This window comes from Micromonospora fiedleri, from assembly GCF_016774385.1.
Lineage (GTDB): Bacteria > Actinomycetota > Actinomycetes > Mycobacteriales > Micromonosporaceae > Micromonospora > Micromonospora gifhornensis.
This window is the reverse complement of record NZ_JAETXL010000004.1, coordinates 256,037-271,564: the sequence shown is the minus strand read 5'-3', so window position 1 is coordinate 271,564 and position 15,528 is coordinate 256,037. Positions and strand designations below refer to the sequence as shown.

Sequence of the window (15,528 nt, the reverse complement as noted above, 5' to 3'; positions counted from 1 at the left end):
TTAAGAAGGGGCCCTTCCTCTACACCAGGCGTTAATAAGGTGCCCTTCCTTACACCCTCGCGAGCAGCTTCTTGTCGGTGGCGGTGGGGCCGTGGGAGGTGAGCACGACGGGTGCGCCGAGCGCCTCGCCGACCGCCTGCGGCCAGTCGGACGGCGAGTCGTCGTCGTACACCGGGCGGGCGCGCAGCAGCCGGGCGGTCAGTGCGGCCTGCCGGTCGAGATCACCGGGCGGGCCGGGCAACAGCCGGTCCAGCCCTTCGTAACGGCGGCAGATGCGCAGGTCGAGGCCGCGTTCGGCGAGATCCAGGTGGGTCAGCGCCAGGCCGTCGACCCCACCGGCGGCCGCCAGGGCGTACGCGTGCGCGACCGCGTCGAAGTGACCGAACCGGAAGCGTCCCTGCCACGGGTTGGTCGGGTTGTGCGGATCGGTCAGCGGCAGGGTCGGATCCTCGGTGACCAGCGGTCCCGGCCCGTGTCGGGTGGTGACCGTCCGCAGCACCCCGAGTCGGCTCGCCGCCCCCGCCTGCCCGGCCTCGGTCAGCAGCGCCTCGGCGTTGGCGAAGGTGGTGGTGCTCCACGTCGTGTACGGGTGGAAGCCGTGCCACTCGTCCAGCAGCACCCCCTGCGCGCCCTCGAACACGCACGGCCCGGCCCGCAGTGCCCCGGCCAGCCAGGAGCGGTCGACGACCGCGACCCGTTCGGCGAAGGCGGTGAAGGCCGGCAGGCAGTCGTCGACCGGTGGTGCGTCCAGCGGGCCCAGTTCGGCGGTGAGCCGGTCCCGCAGCGCGGTCAACCGGCGGCGTAGCCGCTTCGGGCTGCGGCAGTCGGCCACCCGGGGCGCCTCGTCGGGGTGGGCGAGACCGTACGCGACGGCCTCACCCACCCCCAGCCCGCAGGAGCCGTGCCGGTCGGCTCCCCGGGACAACTCCCGCGCCCGGTTCGCGGCCCGGTGGTACGGGGTGGCCAGCAGCGCCTCCCCGTCCACGGTCAGCCGGTCGAGCGCGTCGGGCACCCCGACGTCGGCGAGGTGATCGGCCTCGGCGGCCAGCGCCAGCGGGTCGACGACGACGTGCCGGGACAGGTGCGTCCACACGCCGGGGTGGAACGTGCCCGCGCCGAACTGGGCGAAGGTGTGGTGCCGCCCGTCGGGCAGGACGACGTTGTGCGCCGCCTGCGCGCCCCCGTTGAAGCGGACCACGGTGTGCACCGGCCGGGTCGCGCAGAGCCAGTCCACGACCGTGCCCTTCCCGGCGTCGCCGTACCCGAGGTCGACCACGATGGTGTGTTCGTCGTCCAGCCCGTCCCGGCCCGTCATCAGCCCGTTCACAGCCGCACGACTCCGCCACGGCCGGTCCCGGTGGCCGGCAGCCGGGACGTCTCGGTGCGTCGGCCGGTGTTGCCGATGCGGGCCAGCGCCTTCGACACGGTGCCGGTGGCCGTCGAGCCGGCCCGGTGCAGGTCGCGCAGGCCGGTGTCGAGGTCGATGGCCTGCTCGCCGAGGCCGACGGTGAGCGCGATGGTCTCGCAGACCGCGTCCAGGTCGTCGAGTTCCAGGGTGTTCTGGCCGAGCAGCCCGCGCCAGAAGTCGAGCACCTTGCGGTTACCGGCGTAGTGGCTGCCGGCGGGGAGCAGGTAGTAGGTGTCCCAGCGCCGGGTCACCTCGTCGACGATCTGCTGCACCGGCATGTCCTTGCGCAGGCCGCCGCCGATCCACCGACTCACCTCGGCCGACTTCACCTTCGAGTACGCCAGTTCGTCGCCGATGATGAACAGGTAGCCGCGGCGGCCACGCTTTTCCCAGCTGTCGGTGACGGTGTGCCGGGCCATGAAGTAGAGCGCGAGCTCGTACGACTCCATCATCTGGCCGCCACCGCCGCCCTCCAGCACGATCCGGCCGAGGTCGTCGTCCATCCGGTTGTCGGACTCGAACTGGCCCACCTGCAACGGCACCCGGTCACAGGTGGCGTCGCCGATCGCGCCGAACATGATCTGCGGGTCGCGGGCGTACCCCTGACGCAGCAGCAGACCCAGCAGCTGCGGCAGCTTGGCCTGGAGCGTACGGGGCACGTGCCCCATCGAGCCGGTCACGTCGAAGAGCACGGCGACCGGGGTCGACTGCGGGTGCTCGGCGGAGTCGCGGCTCTCCCGCATCGCGTCGCGCGGGTCCAGCGCCGGGTGCACCTTCCGGGCTCCGCTGTCGCTGTAGGCGAACGCGCTGGTGCCGGTGGCCCGGCGGTACCGGTCGGCGGCGTCGTATACGTCGGTGGACCACATTCCGCTGCCCATGGCAGCCTCCTTAGGGGTTGAGGGTGAAGGGTCGGAAGGTGCGGGGGCCGTAGAGGCGTTCCAGCACCTCGTCGAGTTCGCCGAGTAGTTGCCAGGCGTCGTGCGGGCGGGCGGTCAGGTGGGGCTGCTGGCAGCCCTTGACGAAGGCGCGCAGTTCGGCCGGCGCGTGCCGCCCCATCAGCCAGGCCATGCAGCGCACCGCCATGGCGATGTCGGTGCCCGGTCCGGCGGGGTGGCGATCGGTGACCTCGGGCGGGTACCAGTCCTGGTAGTCGGGGACCAGCGCCGGCACGACGCCGCCGGTGTCCGTGGAGAAGCACCAGTCGACCAGGACGACGCCGTGCGCGTCCGGCTCGATCAGCACGTGCGGCGGCAGCACCGCACCGTGCACCAGGCCGGCCCGGTGGGCCAGGCCGAGCGCCACCAGCAGCCGCCGCCACATCCAGGCCACGTCCCGGGCGTCCAGCCCGTCCGGGTACGCCCGCCGCACCTCGATGAGGCTGTGCAGGCGGGGGGCGGTGGCGATGACGTTGATCCGCCGTTCCGCCCCGGTGGCCGCGTCCCGGTGGGCGAAGCTGTCGACCAGCCGAGGCACGTACGGCAGCCAGCGCGGGTCACCGTGCTCGGCGAGCCGACGCAGCGCGCGTTCCTCCTGGAGCATCAGGTCGTTGTCGTTGGCGGCACGGGGCAGCTTGAGCAGCCGGTCGTCGCCGACGTCGTACAGGTCGGCGAGGTCACCGCAGTGCGCCGGCCGGCCACAGCGGTAGCCGTTCAGCTCGGTCACGTGGCGGCTCCGCCAGCGGGTGGTCACCTCGACGAAGGCTGCGGTGGCCTCGGCCTGGAGGCCGGGCCCGGCCAGGCTGAGCCGGTCGGGGTGCAGGGCGGCGACCAGTTCCCGGTAGCGGCGTTCCGGTGCGTCGACACCGAACAGTTCCTCGTCGTCGCGGGCCGCGCCGACCAGCCGGATCGCTTCGGCGGTGGTCATCGCACCGCCTCCTCGCGGGCCGGACGCAGCAGCGCCGGGTGCAGCAACTGGGCGTCACCGGCCCGGTAGAGCCGCGCCCGCGGGCCGCCTCGGCTGCCGCCGCGTTCGGTGCTCGCACCGGTGCTCTCCACGAAGCCGGGCACCGACAGCACCTTGCGGTGGAAGTTGCCCGCGTGCAGCGGCTGCCCCCAGACCGTCTCGTAGACCGACCGCAGCTCGCCGATGGTGAACTCGGGCCCCAGGAAGCGGGTGGCCAGCGGGGTGTATTCCAGCTTCGACCGGGCCCGCTCCAGCCCGTCGGCGACGATCTGGCGGTGGTCGAAGGCGAGCTCCCGGTTGGCCAGCCCGCTGACCGGCAGCCAGACCGCCTCGTCGGCGTCGGTGCCGGCCGCCGCGTCGGGCAGGTCCGGCGCGAAGGCGAGGTGCGCGACCGAGACGATCCGCATCCTCGGGTCGCGCTCGGGCGCGCCGTAGCTGGCCAACTGCTCCAGGTGTACGCGGCCGAGCCGGTCGTCGCCGAGGCCGGTCTCCTCGGCCAGCTCCCGCCGCGCCGCGCCGGCCAGGTCCTCGTCGGGTCGGACGAAGCCGCCGGGCAGGGCCCAGTGACCCGCGTAGGGCTGCTCGCCGCGGCGGATCAGCAGCAGGTGCAGCGCGCCGTCGCGGATGGTCAGGGCGACCACGTCGACGGTGACCGCGATGGCGGGATAGTCCCGCGGGTCGTACGCGGCGAGGAAGTCCTGCTCATTCACCATGGGGTCACTCTCACTCCGAGAACATCTCTATGTGAGAACAACTTAGCGCGAAAACGAGGGCCGGGCAAGTGCCCGACCCTCGGTCAGCGGACGGTGCCCACCAGATGGGGACGTCCCCGCTGGTCATGCAGCGCGAAATCCCAGTCGTCACCCTGCCGCCCGGCGCTGAACGCGACAGTGCTGGGCAGCGACACCGGGAGCTTGAACGCCACCTGCACCGTGTACGCCTCCGGCAGGCGGCTCTCCAGCGCGGCCAGGCACCGCGCCTTCGTCCACATGCCGTGTGCGATCGGCCGGGGGAAGCCGAGCAGTCGCGCACCCAGCCGGGAGGTGTGGATCGGGTTGTGGTCGCCGGAGACCCGGGCGTACTCCGTACCGATGCGGGGTTCGACCCGCCACCGGGCGGAAGCGGCCGGCGGCGCGGGCGGCTCCGCCCGGTCGCGCCGCTCACCGCCGCTCGGTGTGCGCTGCCGCCAGAGGTACGTCGACACGCCGTGCCACACCTCCTCCCCGTCGACCGAGCCGACGAGTACGACATCCACCTGCCGCCCCCGGTCGTGCGGACGCAGGTTCTCCGCCCAGGCGGTGAAGTCCAGCCGGTCCGTGACCGTGATCGGCCGGTGCACGGTGATCCGGTTGCCGATGTGCACCACCCCGGTCAGCGGGATCGGGAACTCCGGCGCGGTGATCAGGCGCAGCGCCAGCGGGAAGCCCATGACGTGCGGAAAGGTCGCCGGCAGCGGGTCGGCCAACCGGAATCCACAGACCCGGTCGTAGTCGGCCAGCCGCTGCGGATCCACGGCCACCCCACCCACCGCCAGCTCGACCGCCGGCACGTCGGCACCGCGCCGGCCGCCGAGTCCGGGCAGCGTGCCCAGCAACGCCCGCCGGTACAGCGGCCCCGGCGCGGGTAGCCGGGACAGCTCCACCCGGGCCCGAGCCGCCGGCTGCCCGGCCTCGGAGACGGCAGCAGGCCCCACGACCGACGCGGCCGCACTGGTCAGGTCCTGCGTGACCCCCGGATCGGGGCCCGCACCGGCGCGCGCGGCGGCGCTGCTCAGGTCCTGGGTGGCGTCCACATCACGGCGTTCGTCGGCGAACGCGGCGGCCAGGATCTCCGGGGTCAGCGCCTCCGTCGGCCCGTCGATCAGCTCGCCGACCGACAGGTCGTCGGAGGGCTCCTCGTGCGGACTGCGCCGGGCCATCACGCCCCCAACAGGCTCTGGCCGCAGACGCGGACCACGTTGCCGCTGATCGCGCCGGACGCCGGCCAGGCCAACCAACTGATCGTCTCGGCGACGTCCACCGGCAGCCCACCCTGGGCGAGGCTGTTCATCCGGCGACCGGCCTCCCGCACCACAAGCGGAATCCGGGCGGTCAGCCGGGTCTCGATGAACCCGGGCGCGACCGCGTTCACGCTGATCCGCCGCTCCCGCAGCGCCGGGGCCAGCGAGTCGACCAGCCCGATCACCCCGGCCTTGCTGGTGGCGTAGTTGGTCTGACCCCGGTTGCCGGCGATCCCGGCGATCGAGGAGACACCGACGATCCGCCCACCGGCCGGAATCAGCTCCCGCTCCAGCAGCAGGTCGTTGATCCGCTCCTGGCTGGACAGGTTGACGTCGATGACCTGGTTCCAGCGGTCGGCGTCCATCCGGCCGAGGGTCTTGTCCCGGGTGATGCCGGCGTTGTGCACCACCACGTCCACCCGCCCGTGCCGGCCGGCCAGATACTCGGCGAGCCGGGTCGGCGCGTCGGCGGCGGTCAGGTCGAGCTGTACGGCGCTCGCGCCGATCTCGTTGGCCACCGAGGCCAACTCGTCCCCGGCGGCCGGGACGTCCAGCGCCAGCACGGTCGCGCCGTCGCGGGCCAGCACCCGGGCCAGCGCTGCGCCAATCCCCCGGGCCGCCCCGGTCACCAGCACCACCTGCCCGTCGAGCGGGCGCTCCCAGTCCACCGGCGCGGTGGCCTGGCCGGCACCGACCCGGATCACCTGACCCGAGACGTACGCGGACCGGCCGGAGAGCAGGAAGCGCAGGGTCGCCTCCAGGCTGGTCCAGGTGCCCTCGTCGGCCTCGCGGGTGACGTGGACCAGCTGGGCGGTGATGCCCCGGCCGAACTCCTTGCCGATGCTGCGGGTCAGCCCTTCGAGGGCGCGCTGGGCGGTCGCCTCACGGGGCGTGGCGCATTCGTTCGGCGGGGTGCCCAGCACGATCACCCGACCGCTGGGCTGCACCGCCCGCGCCTGCGGGTGGAAGAACTCGTAGAGCTGGCGCAGCTCGGTCGAGTCGGTGATGCCGGTAGCGTCGTAGACGAGGGCGGCGTTGTCGGGCGTACGGCCGGTTGTCGGGTCGGGCACGGCGGTGGCCGGATCGCGCAGGGCGAGCCCGGCGGCGGCCAGGATCCTGCCCACCGGTTCGGTGAGGCGACCGCCGGAGGCGGAGCCGAGCAGGACCGGCCCGGGAAGAATGGGCTCGCCGGGGGCGTACCGGCGCAGCCGCGGCGGATCGGGCAGGCCGAGGCGCTTGACCAGCGCCCGACCGGCGCCCGACTGGACGAAGCTCGCGTACCTGTCGCTCATAGGCGTAGCCTACTGGTGAGTAAGGTGCGGGCAACCCTTTCGAGGAGGCGGATCGTGCAGAACGTTCGACGGGTCGCGGTGATCGGCGGTAACCGCATCCCCTTCGCCCGCTCCAACTCCCGCTACGCCAGCGCCAGCAACTCCGACATGCTCGGTGCCGCGCTGGACGGCCTGATCGCCCGCTTCGGGCTGGCCGGGCAGCAGATCGGCGAGGTGGTCGCCGGTGCGGTGCTGAAGCACTCCAAGGACTTCAACCTCACCCGCGAGGTGGTGCTCGGCTCCAAGCTCGACCCGCGCACCCCCGCGTACGACATCCAGCAGGCCTGCGGCACCGGTCTGGAAGCCGCCATCCTGGTCGCCAACAAGATCGCCCTCGGGCAGATCGAGGTGGGCATCGCCGGTGGCGTCGACACCACCTCCGACGCCCCGCTCGCCATCAACGAGGACCTGCGCCGCACCCTGCTCAAGCTCAACTCCGCCCGGACCCTCGGCGAGCGCCTGAAGATCGCCGCGAAGCTGCGCCCGGCCCAGCCGTTCAAGCCGGAGATCCCGCGCAACGCCGAGCCGCGTACCGGACTGTCCATGGGCGAGCACGCCGCCCAGACGGCGCTGCGCTGGAACGTCGACCGGCAGGCGCAGGACGAGTTGGCGCTACGGTCGCATCAGCGGCTCGCCGCCGCGTACGACCGGGGGTTCTTCGACGACCTGATGACCCCCTACCTGGGGCTCACCCGCGACCAGAACCTGCGCCCCGACACCACCCTGGAGAAGCTCGGCACCCTCAAGCCGGCCTTCGGCGCCAAGGGCCCGGACGCCGAGCGGGCCACCATGACCGCCGGCAACTCCTCCCCGCTGACCGACGGCGCCTCCACGGTGCTGCTGGCCAGCGAGCAGTGGGCCGCCGAGCACAACCTGCCGGTGCTGGCCTGGTTCACCTGGTCGGAGACGGCCGCGGTGGACTTCGTCCACGGTGACGAGGGCCTGCTGATGGCACCCACGTACGCGGTGCCCCGGCTGCTCGCCCGAGCCGGCCTGACCCTTCAGGACTTCGACTACTACGAGATCCACGAGGCGTTCGCCTCCCAGGTGCTGGCCACCCTCGCGGCCTGGGAGTCGCCGGAGTTCTGCAAGGACAAGCTCGGCCTGGACGCCCCGCTCGGTGCGATCGACACCGACAAGCTCAACGTGAACGGCTCGTCGCTGGCCGCCGGGCACCCGTTCGCCGCCACCGGCGGACGGATCGTCGCCACCCTTGCCAAACTGCTCGCCCAGAAGGGCAGCGGTCGCGGACTCATCTCGATCTGCGCCGCCGGCGGCCAGGGCGTGACCGCCATCCTGGAACGCTGATCGTCAGGGCTCGTCGGCGTGTCGACTCGCGTTGATCCGGTCGGACGGTCGTCGCCCGGGTCGGGCAGCCAGCCCAGGAACCGCCCGTAGAGGTTCGCGGGCGGCACCTGGCGCAGATCCGACACCGCATCGACCAGCTGGGTGGCGAGGTAGACCGCGAGCGCAACCCGCTCGCCCGCGTACCGATCCAACAGCCGACGCCGCCGGTCGGGGCACGGCCACGGCCGCCCGCAGCCGGTGCAGTCCCAACCTGGTCGGGCCGGCACATGCGCGACCCAGGTGGGGGCGACACTGAGCCGTACGGCGTCGAGCCGGGCCAGCACCCGACGCTGCCGTGGACCGCGCGGATCGCCGAGATCGACGCCGCGCAGCCGGACCCACACCCCGTCGCTGTGCCGCTCCCGGCGACCGATCTCCACGATCCGCAACGTCAGCGTGCCCAGGCCGTAGCAGTAGTGCTGCTCGGGCACCTCCACCACCGCGCCAACCCGCAACGGTGGCCCGCCGGTCAGTCCCATCTCCCGCTCCTGTCAGGCGAGGGGCGGGCGCACGGCACGGCCACCGGGCCGCAGGGGGATTGCGGCCACAGGCGGGGGACCTGCCGGGCGGCGGGCGTGCGCCCGCCCCGTCACGGACCGGTGCGGGCAGGCTCGACCCGACACCGGAGTACGACCGGGAGCGGCCACGATGGACACGCCACGCCCATCACCGGGTACGCGCCGAGCGCGTTCGGTGGTAGACAGAAGGGGAGTCGATCCCCGGGTGCGTCCAGCGTGACTGCTCCCTTCGACTCGTTCCGGACCGGGAGTGGGAGAGGCCGCCAAACCGCCCCACCCCGGTCCCTCTTCTTTGGCGACTGTGACGCCGCCATCACTGCACGTACAAGCAGCATGCATGCATGGCGGCGTTCATGCAAGCTTGCATTTTCTGGATTTCTCGCAGACTCTTGGGTTGCAGCTAAGGAGGCGACATGGTGAAGGCGGCGACACTTCGCGCTCAGTGGCTCGGCCAGCAGCTCCGGGAGATGCGCGAGTCAGCCGGGCTGACCCTCAAAGACGTGGGCGACTACATCAATCGCAACGCCTCGACCGTCAGTCGCCTTGAATCCGGTGTCGTGGCGGCCCGCGTGCCAGAAGTGCTCGCCTACCTCGACATCTGCGGTGTGGACGATGGTCGGCGTCGCGCCGACCTGACCACCATGGCGAAGGATGTCTGGCAGAAGGGCTGGTGGGACGGCTTTGCCGCCGACGTTGTCGGCTCGCTGATCGACTGGATCTGGCTAGAGAGTCGGGCGACGGAGATCTACTCCTTCGACGTCGCCGTGCTGCCCGGCCTGCTGCAAACCAGGGCATATGCCGAGGCGATCATCCGTGCGGTGGACATCGACGCCACCGAGGAGCAGATCAACCGCTATGTCGAGATCCGGCTCGCCCGTCAGCGCCGACTCTACGGCGACGAGTCGGTGAAGCTCTCTGCCATCATCGACGAAGGTGCCCTCCGCCGGACCGTGGGCGGGCCCACCGTGATGCGGGCGCAGCTTGAGCACCTGTCCACGATGGCTGTGCGCAGCCACATCGAGCTGCTGGTGTTGCCGTCCGCCGCAGGCGAGCATCCGAGCCCCGAGGGAAGCTTCAACCTCTTCCAGATGCGTCCGCCGTATCCGCTTGCCGGGTGTATCTGGACGCCTGCCGGCAACATCGTGATCGAAGGTGGCATGGCGGAGTCCTTGCTCCGGACCTACGATCGGCTTCGCGGGCTGGCTCTCCCCGCGCAGACAGGGCTCGCACTCGTGTCTGAACTGATCGATCAGTTGGAGTAGACGGCAATGAGGCACACGGCGGCATCCGCGCTACTACTGCCGCCGGTGGCTTGGCACGTGAGCACGAGGAGCCCGAGCGGCGGCGGCAACTGTGTCGAGGCCGGACCGATTCTCGATGGCAGTGGCCGGGTGGCCGTCCGCGACAGCAAGGACCGCACCGGTCCCGTACTCATCTGTGCCTCCGACAGTTGGCACAGCTTCCTCTCCGCGCTCCGCCGCGGTGACTTTGCGTAGGGCGCGACCAGAGTTGCCAATGCCCCGACTTGAGCTGGTCGGGAGGCATTGTTAGTCGTCTCTACTGTGGACCACAGCCTGCGCCCCGGAGCCACCGGCGGCGCGCTACCAAGGAGTGGTCATGACTGGTCAAGCCCTGCTCCGCACCTCCATCGTCGCCCTGACTGCCGCGCTCGTGGTCAGCGGCTGCACGTCCGCTGACACCAGCCCGGAGTCCGCCTCCAACGCGGCCCCCAGCGCACCCGCAACTGCCGAGTCGACCGACGCCTCCGACCCCACCGCCGCTGCCGAGCCGACTCCCGCTTCCGCGCCCACCGCAGTCGATGCGACCAACGGCGGTTCTACCGACGGTGGTGCGACGGGAGGCGGCTCCACCGGCAACTCGACCGGGGGCGGCTCGACCGGCGGGGGACAGTCCGGGGCGAAGTCGGGCACCGGGCCGACCATCACCTACTTCCGGGTTGCCCAGAAGCCCTCCTGCCCGGCCGGGACGAACGTCAACCCGATCCCCGGCACGCCGGTCGTCCTGGAGTGGAAGGTCGGCAACGTCGACTCCGTCGCCCTCTCCGTCGACGGTCAGGGCGTGTACGCCGACAACTACCCGCCCACCGGCAGTGAAACGCTGACTTTCCCCTGCGGAGGGGCCGGGGGTGACGTGCAACGGCACACCTACCAGCTGACCGTACGAAACTCCCACGGCAAGCAGTCGAAGACCCTGGTGGTGACGGCGACCGTGAATGAGGTGCCGGAAGTCTGACCCGGTCGCTCAATGGGTCCGCCAGGAGTGTCGGGTCCCGCTCCTGCTTAGCTCCTGCCCTATCGCGCGTCCTCACCCCTGACCGGGAACCGTCACTGCTGGTGAGGGGCGGTCGAGGGCTGGCTGGTGGGTGCCGGAGAATGGGCGGGTGACGACGATCCCGAACGTGCTCGCCAACCGGTACGCCTCGCCCGAACTGGTCGCCCTCTGGTCCCCGGAGGAGAAGATCCGGCTGGAGCGGCGGCTCTGGCTCGCCGTGCTCCAGGCCCAGCGGGACCTCGGCGTGTCGGTGCCCGACGGAGTGGTCGAGGCGTACGAGCGGGTGTTGGACGACGTCGACCTGGACTCGATCGCGGCGCGGGAGCGGGTGACCCGCCACGACGTCAAGGCGCGGATTGAGGAGTTCAGTGCGCTGGCCGGGCACGAGCACGTGCACAAGGGGATGACCTCCCGGGACCTCACCGAGAACGTCGAGCAGCTTCAGGTACGCCGGTCGCTGGAGCTGATCCGGGATCGGGTGGTGGCCACGCTGGCCCGGCTGGCCTGGCACGCGCACGAGTACTCAGAGGTGGTGATGGCCGGGCGGTCGCACAACGTCGCGGCGCAGGCCACCACGCTGGGCAAGCGCTTCGCGTCGGCCGCCGAGGAGCTGATCATCGCGTACGAGCGGCTGACCGACCTGATCGACCGCTACCCGCTGCGAGGGATCAAGGGGCCGGTGGGCACCGCTGCCGACCAGTTGGACCTCTTCGACGGTGACGCCGAGAAGGTGGCCGAGTTGGAGCGGCGGGTCGCCGAACACCTGGGCTTCAACCGGGTGCTGGACAGTGTCGGGCAGGTCTACCCGCGTTCGCTCGACTTCGACGTGCTCTCCGCGCTGGCGCAGACCGCTGCCGCGCCGTCGTCGCTGGCCACCACGATCCGGCTGATGGTCGGTCAGGAGTTGGCCACCGAGGGCTTCAAGCCCGGCCAGGTCGGCTCCAGCGCCATGCCGCACAAGATGAACACCCGCTCGTCGGAACGGGTGAACGGCTTCGCGGTGATCATCCGTGGGTACCTGTCGATGGTCGGTGAGCTGGCCGGCGACCAGTGGAACGAGGGCGACGTCTCCTGCTCGGTGGTACGTCGAGTAGCCCTGCCCGACGCCTTCTTCGCCGCCGACGGGCTGTTCCAGACCTTCCTCACCGTGCTGGACGAGTTCGGTGCGTACCCGGCGGTGATCAACCGGGAGTTGGAGCGCTTCCTGCCCTTCCTGGCCACCACCAAGATCCTGGTGGCGGCCGTCCGCCGAGGCGTCGGCCGGGAAACCGCCCACGAGGCGATCAAGGAACACGCGGTCGCCGTTGCCCTGGCCATGCGCGAGCAGGGCAGCCCCGACAACGACCTCTTCGACCGCCTGGCCGCCGACCCCCGCCTGGGCCTGTCCCGCCCCGAGATCGACGCCCTGGTAGCCGACCGCGCCGCCTTCGTCGGCGCCGCCCCCGCCCAGATCCAGGCGGTGACCACCCGCATCTCCAAGATCGTCCAGTCCCACCCCCAAGCCGCCACCTACACCCCACCCCCCATCCTCTAACCCCTCCCACCCCCACCCCGCGCGCCCCACCCCGACGCACCCAGCCCTGCGCACCCAGCCCCGCGCACCCAGCCCCGCGCACCCAGCCCCGCCGCTCCACCCTGCGCACCCAGCCTGCGCGTCGATCATGCACTTTCCGTCGGGACATCAGCGGACAAAAGCCACATAGCGGCGACCCAAAGTGCAAGATCGGCGCGCGCAGCATCGTGCGGGCAAGGGCTGCGGGCAGGGGTGAGGACGTCGCGCGGGCAGGGCTGCGGACAGGGCGCGCGAGGGCACTTCGTGAACCCGCACTCCCTTCACACCCCCTCCCCGCGCGCCGATCTTGCACTTTCTGTCGGGGCGTAAGCGAGCGAAAGCCGCAAAACGGCGACTGAAAGTGCAAGATCGACGGGGCGAGGGCCGTGGGGCTGGAGGGTCGAGGCGAGGGTTGCGGGCAGGGGCCGTGGGGCAGGGCCTCGCGGGTCGAGCGCGTGGGCGGCAGGGCGTGGGTTAGCTGTCGCGGGTGGGGGTTTCGGCGGCGGTGCGGAGGTTGGGGGCGCTGGCGGGTTCGGCGATGCCGCCGGGAGTGCTGGCGAAGGACGGGTCGTTGGCGGTTTCGGCGGCGATGAGTGGCTGGTCGGGGGGCATGACGTCGGGGACCTTGGGTGCCACGATCACGGCGGTGCCGTAGGCGCAGATCTCCATCCACATCTCGCCGCAGTCGCGGCTGTCGAACCGCATCCCCACCACGGCGTTCGCGCCGAGCCGGCGGGCCTCTTCGCCGAGTCGGGCCACCGAGTCGGTACGCCAGCGGGTGAGGTTGTCCGGTGCCATCGGGTCGTACGCGCCACCGCGCAGGTTCTTCACGCCCTCGCGGTACGGGTTGCGGGTCCTGGCCATCGAGGAGACCACCTCGCCGAGGATCTGGCGGATCTCGTAGCCGGGAAGTTGATCCGTCGTCACGACCAGCACGTTTTCGATGCTGGCAGCCTCCGACGCCCGGCAACGTGAGCCGCGTTCACCTGCTCGGATGCTGAAAAACAGCGCGGCGCGGACGGCGGGCGCGTTGCCCACCTTCCGCGCCGCATCGGACGCTTTCGGTCAGACACCGGCCACCGAGGTGATCCAGGCCCGGTTGAAGGCGACACTGCCGTAGTTCTGGATGCTCTGGCCGTCGGCGGTGGAGGCGACGCCGACCTGGGCGCCGTTGTAGAACTGCGGGCCGCCCGAGTCGCCCCGCCAGGCGTTGCCGTTGATCCGGGTGCTGCGGATCGCCTGCCCGCCGTACGCGTCGGTGACGTTGGTGCTGGTCACCCGGACCGACGCGGTCTTGAGCTGGGGCGAGGCGGAGCAGCCGCTGTAGCAGGTCATGCCCCAGCCGAAGATGGTGTTGGTCGAGTTGACCGGCGGGTTGCTGTTGGCCAGCGTGACGTAGCTGGTGCTCACCGAGCTGGACAGGCGCATCAGGGCCAGGTCGTAGCGGCCGTAGGTGGCGCTGACGGTGCGGGTGACGCCGCCGGAGCCGTAGTAGACGCTGCCCACTCGCACGGACATGGTGCCGCCGAGGCAGTGCCGCGCGGTCAGCACCCACTGCGGGGCGATGATCGTGCCGGAGCAGGTGAACGAGCCGTTGCTGAACACCGCCGCGGCCCACGGCGCGGAGGAGACGGTCCCGCCGCCGATGATGTACGGGCCGACGGGCGCGGCGACGGCGCCGGAGCTGGCGCCGAGCACGCCGGCCAGGGCTGTGGCGAGGACCGCGAGCAGGGATCGGATGCGCATCGGTAGGGCTCCTTCGGGGATCGCGGGACCCGGGTGGCCGGGTCGACCTGCGGTGACGGGCGGGGGTGGTCCGTCACCGCGACACCGATAAATCGATGTCTGACGATGTACCGTAGGGCTGGGTGAGGTGTTTCACAAGAGGTTCATTCAAACAAGTTGATGTAACAGCCGGATTTCCCCATGTCGGTGCGACAGTGCTCGGTGTCCACCTTCGGTCAAGACCTGCCGAGCCGTCCTCATGTGGTGCGTTACGCGACCCGCCGAGAGATCGGGCAACAATGCCGTATCGGGACAGCAACGAACCCGTATCGTTCTCCAAAGGGCCAGGCGGGTGGCCGCGAGCCGCGCCTCGACGCCCTCCCACCGGTGCGTCCGGTGCGACATCTGCCAGGTAGGCTGGCTGCGCTCGCCCGTTGTGGGTCGGCACCCAACTGCGTACACAGTCAGGAGTGCCCAGTGCCTCGCGTCGTCGTCGACGTCATGCTCAAGCCCGAGATCCTCGATCCGCAGGGCCAGGCCGTCGCAAACGCGCTGCCCCGGCTCGGTGTCAACGATGTCGCCTCGGTGCGGATCGGTCGGCGCATCGAGATCGATTTCACCGGTGAACCGGACCTGGACCGGGCCCGGGAGATCGCCGACAAGCTGCTCGCCAACCCGGTCATCGAGGACTTCACCGTCCACCTGGTCGAGGCCGACGAGCCCGCGGAAGCCCGGTCGTGACCGCGCGGGTCGGTGTGGTGACCTTCCCCGGCTCGCTCGACGACGGGGACGCCGCTCGGGCTGTCCGGATCGCGGGCGCCCAGCCCGTACGCCTCTGGCACGGTGACCCGGAGCTGCACGGGGTGGACGCGGTCGTCCTGCCCGGCGGCTTCTCCTACGGTGACTACCTGCGTTGCGGGGCCATCGCCCGGTTCGCCCCGGTGATGGAGACCATCGTCGACGCCGCCGCCGGCGGGCTGCCCGTGCTCGGCATCTGCAACGGCTTCCAGATCCTCTGCGAGGCCCACCTGCTGCCCGGCGCGCTCACCCGCAACCAGCACCTGCACTTCCGCAACCGCGACCAGATCCTGCGCATCGAGTCGGCGGGCACCGCCTGGACGAACGCCTTCCAGCCCGGCCAGGAGGTGTTGATCCCGGTCAAGAACGGCGAGGGTTGCTACGTCGCCGACCCCGCGACGCTGGACGCCCTCGAAGCCGAGGGTCGGGTCGTCGCCCGCTATGTCGGCGTCAACCCGAACGGCTCTCAGCGGGACATCGCGGCCATCACCAACCCGGCCGGCAACGTGGTCGGCATCATGCCGCATCCCGAGCACGCGGTGGAGGCGCTCACCGGCCCCTCCCTCGACGGCCTCGGCTTCTTCACCTCGGTGCTCAAGCACCTGGTGGGGGCGCCGGCGTGACCGTCCGCGTCGGGATCATCGGTCGGCTCACCC

Annotated in this window: 14 protein-coding genes and 1 pseudogene; 7 read left to right on the top strand and 8 right to left on the bottom strand. The window is 71.3% G+C overall.

The window, feature by feature from the left end:
* The 6 genes and pseudogenes from JMF97_RS12225 to JMF97_RS12200 all read right to left on the bottom strand — a co-directional run bounded on the left by JMF97_RS12225 (position 1) and on the right by JMF97_RS12200 (position 6,601).
* Positions 1 to 1,315: pseudogene (locus tag JMF97_RS12225) on the bottom strand (adenylosuccinate synthetase).
* A gap of 8 nt (positions 1,316 to 1,323) precedes the next feature.
* The gene (locus JMF97_RS12220; RefSeq protein ID WP_203221685.1) at positions 1,324 to 2,286 is read right to left on the bottom strand and encodes a hypothetical protein; all 963 of its coding nucleotides are present in this window, start codon (positions 2,284 to 2,286) and stop codon (positions 1,324 to 1,326) included.
* A gap of 10 nt (positions 2,287 to 2,296) precedes the next feature.
* Positions 2,297 to 3,271 (bottom strand): protein kinase family protein, encoded by a 975-nt coding sequence (locus JMF97_RS12215; protein ID WP_203221684.1) that lies wholly within the window; start codon positions 3,269 to 3,271, stop codon positions 2,297 to 2,299.
* The gene (locus tag JMF97_RS12210; RefSeq protein ID WP_013730860.1) at positions 3,268 to 4,023 is read right to left on the bottom strand and encodes an NUDIX hydrolase; all 756 of its coding nucleotides are present in this window, start codon (positions 4,021 to 4,023) and stop codon (positions 3,268 to 3,270) included. Before JMF97_RS12210 ends, JMF97_RS12215 begins: the two co-directional genes overlap by 4 nt.
* Before the next feature lie 83 nt (positions 4,024 to 4,106).
* Entirely contained in the window at positions 4,107 to 5,228 is a 1,122-nt protein-coding gene (locus JMF97_RS12205) for a MaoC/PaaZ C-terminal domain-containing protein (protein WP_238359242.1), read from the bottom strand.
* Complete coding sequence (locus JMF97_RS12200) at positions 5,228 to 6,601, bottom strand: 3-oxoacyl-ACP reductase (protein ID WP_203221683.1); 1,374 nt, start codon at positions 6,599 to 6,601, stop codon at positions 5,228 to 5,230. Before JMF97_RS12200 ends, JMF97_RS12205 begins: the two co-directional genes overlap by 1 nt.
* A gap of 54 nt (positions 6,602 to 6,655) precedes the next feature.
* On the opposite strand from JMF97_RS12200, the gene JMF97_RS12195 reads away from it, so the two are divergent.
* The 5 genes from JMF97_RS12195 (at position 6,656) to purB (ending at position 12,331) form a co-directional block, all read left to right on the top strand.
* On the top strand, positions 6,656 to 7,948 hold the full coding sequence (locus JMF97_RS12195) for an acetyl-CoA C-acetyltransferase (protein ID WP_203221682.1): 1,293 nt from the start codon (positions 6,656 to 6,658) through the stop codon (positions 7,946 to 7,948).
* Positions 7,949 to 8,918: 970 nt separating this feature from the next.
* Positions 8,919 to 9,767, top strand: a complete 849-nt coding sequence (locus JMF97_RS12190; protein ID WP_203221681.1) for a helix-turn-helix domain-containing protein — start codon at positions 8,919 to 8,921, stop codon at positions 9,765 to 9,767.
* Between the two features lie 6 nt (positions 9,768 to 9,773).
* On the top strand, positions 9,774 to 10,001 hold the full coding sequence (locus tag JMF97_RS12185; RefSeq protein WP_203221680.1) for a DUF397 domain-containing protein: 228 nt from the start codon (positions 9,774 to 9,776) through the stop codon (positions 9,999 to 10,001).
* Between the two features lie 121 nt (positions 10,002 to 10,122).
* Positions 10,123 to 10,758, top strand: a complete 636-nt coding sequence (locus JMF97_RS12180) for a hypothetical protein (RefSeq protein ID WP_203221679.1) — start codon at positions 10,123 to 10,125, stop codon at positions 10,756 to 10,758.
* Between the two features lie 148 nt (positions 10,759 to 10,906).
* A complete protein-coding gene (gene purB / locus JMF97_RS12175; RefSeq protein WP_203221678.1) occupies positions 10,907 to 12,331 on the top strand; it encodes an adenylosuccinate lyase in 1,425 nt (474 codons plus the stop codon).
* Between the two features lie 492 nt (positions 12,332 to 12,823).
* Here purB and JMF97_RS12170 read toward each other — a convergent pair whose 3' ends face one another.
* Both JMF97_RS12170 and JMF97_RS12165 read right to left on the bottom strand, forming a co-directional pair.
* The gene (locus tag JMF97_RS12170; RefSeq protein WP_203221677.1) at positions 12,824 to 13,387 is read right to left on the bottom strand and encodes a YbjQ family protein; all 564 of its coding nucleotides are present in this window, start codon (positions 13,385 to 13,387) and stop codon (positions 12,824 to 12,826) included.
* A gap of 27 nt (positions 13,388 to 13,414) precedes the next feature.
* On the bottom strand, positions 13,415 to 14,095 hold the full coding sequence (locus tag JMF97_RS12165; RefSeq protein WP_203221676.1) for a S1 family peptidase: 681 nt from the start codon (positions 14,093 to 14,095) through the stop codon (positions 13,415 to 13,417).
* A gap of 456 nt (positions 14,096 to 14,551) precedes the next feature.
* Here JMF97_RS12165 and purS point away from each other — a divergent pair, with 456 nt between their 5' ends.
* Together purS and purQ are read left to right on the top strand one after the other, a co-directional pair.
* The gene (purS, locus tag JMF97_RS12160) at positions 14,552 to 14,815 is read left to right on the top strand and encodes a phosphoribosylformylglycinamidine synthase subunit PurS (protein ID WP_013730868.1); all 264 of its coding nucleotides are present in this window, start codon (positions 14,552 to 14,554) and stop codon (positions 14,813 to 14,815) included.
* Positions 14,812 to 15,495, top strand: coding sequence for a phosphoribosylformylglycinamidine synthase subunit PurQ (gene purQ / locus JMF97_RS12155; protein ID WP_013730869.1), 684 nt, complete (start codon positions 14,812 to 14,814; stop codon positions 15,493 to 15,495). The genes purS and purQ overlap by 4 nt, the downstream gene beginning before the upstream one ends.
* Positions 15,496 to 15,528 lie beyond the last annotated feature (33 nt).

Excerpts from the sequence above, each read along its gene's own strand:
- JMF97_RS12220 (WP_203221685.1), bottom strand. The coding sequence starts at position 2,286 with ATGGGCAGCGGAATGTGGTCCACCGACGTATACGACGCCGCCGACCGG.
- JMF97_RS12215 (WP_203221684.1), bottom strand. The coding sequence starts at position 3,271 with ATGACCACCGCCGAAGCGATCCGGCTGGTCGGCGCGGCCCGCGACGAC.
- JMF97_RS12210 (WP_013730860.1), bottom strand. The coding sequence starts at position 4,023 with ATGGTGAATGAGCAGGACTTCCTCGCCGCGTACGACCCGCGGGACTAT.
- JMF97_RS12205 (WP_238359242.1), bottom strand. The coding sequence starts at position 5,228 with ATGGCCCGGCGCAGTCCGCACGAGGAGCCCTCCGACGACCTGTCGGTC.
- JMF97_RS12200 (WP_203221683.1), bottom strand. The coding sequence starts at position 6,601 with ATGAGCGACAGGTACGCGAGCTTCGTCCAGTCGGGCGCCGGTCGGGCG.
- JMF97_RS12190 (WP_203221681.1), top strand. The coding sequence starts at position 8,919 with ATGGTGAAGGCGGCGACACTTCGCGCTCAGTGGCTCGGCCAGCAGCTC.
- JMF97_RS12185 (WP_203221680.1), top strand. The coding sequence starts at position 9,774 with ATGAGGCACACGGCGGCATCCGCGCTACTACTGCCGCCGGTGGCTTGG.
- JMF97_RS12180 (WP_203221679.1), top strand. The coding sequence starts at position 10,123 with ATGACTGGTCAAGCCCTGCTCCGCACCTCCATCGTCGCCCTGACTGCC.
- JMF97_RS12165 (WP_203221676.1), bottom strand. The coding sequence starts at position 14,095 with ATGCGCATCCGATCCCTGCTCGCGGTCCTCGCCACAGCCCTGGCCGGC.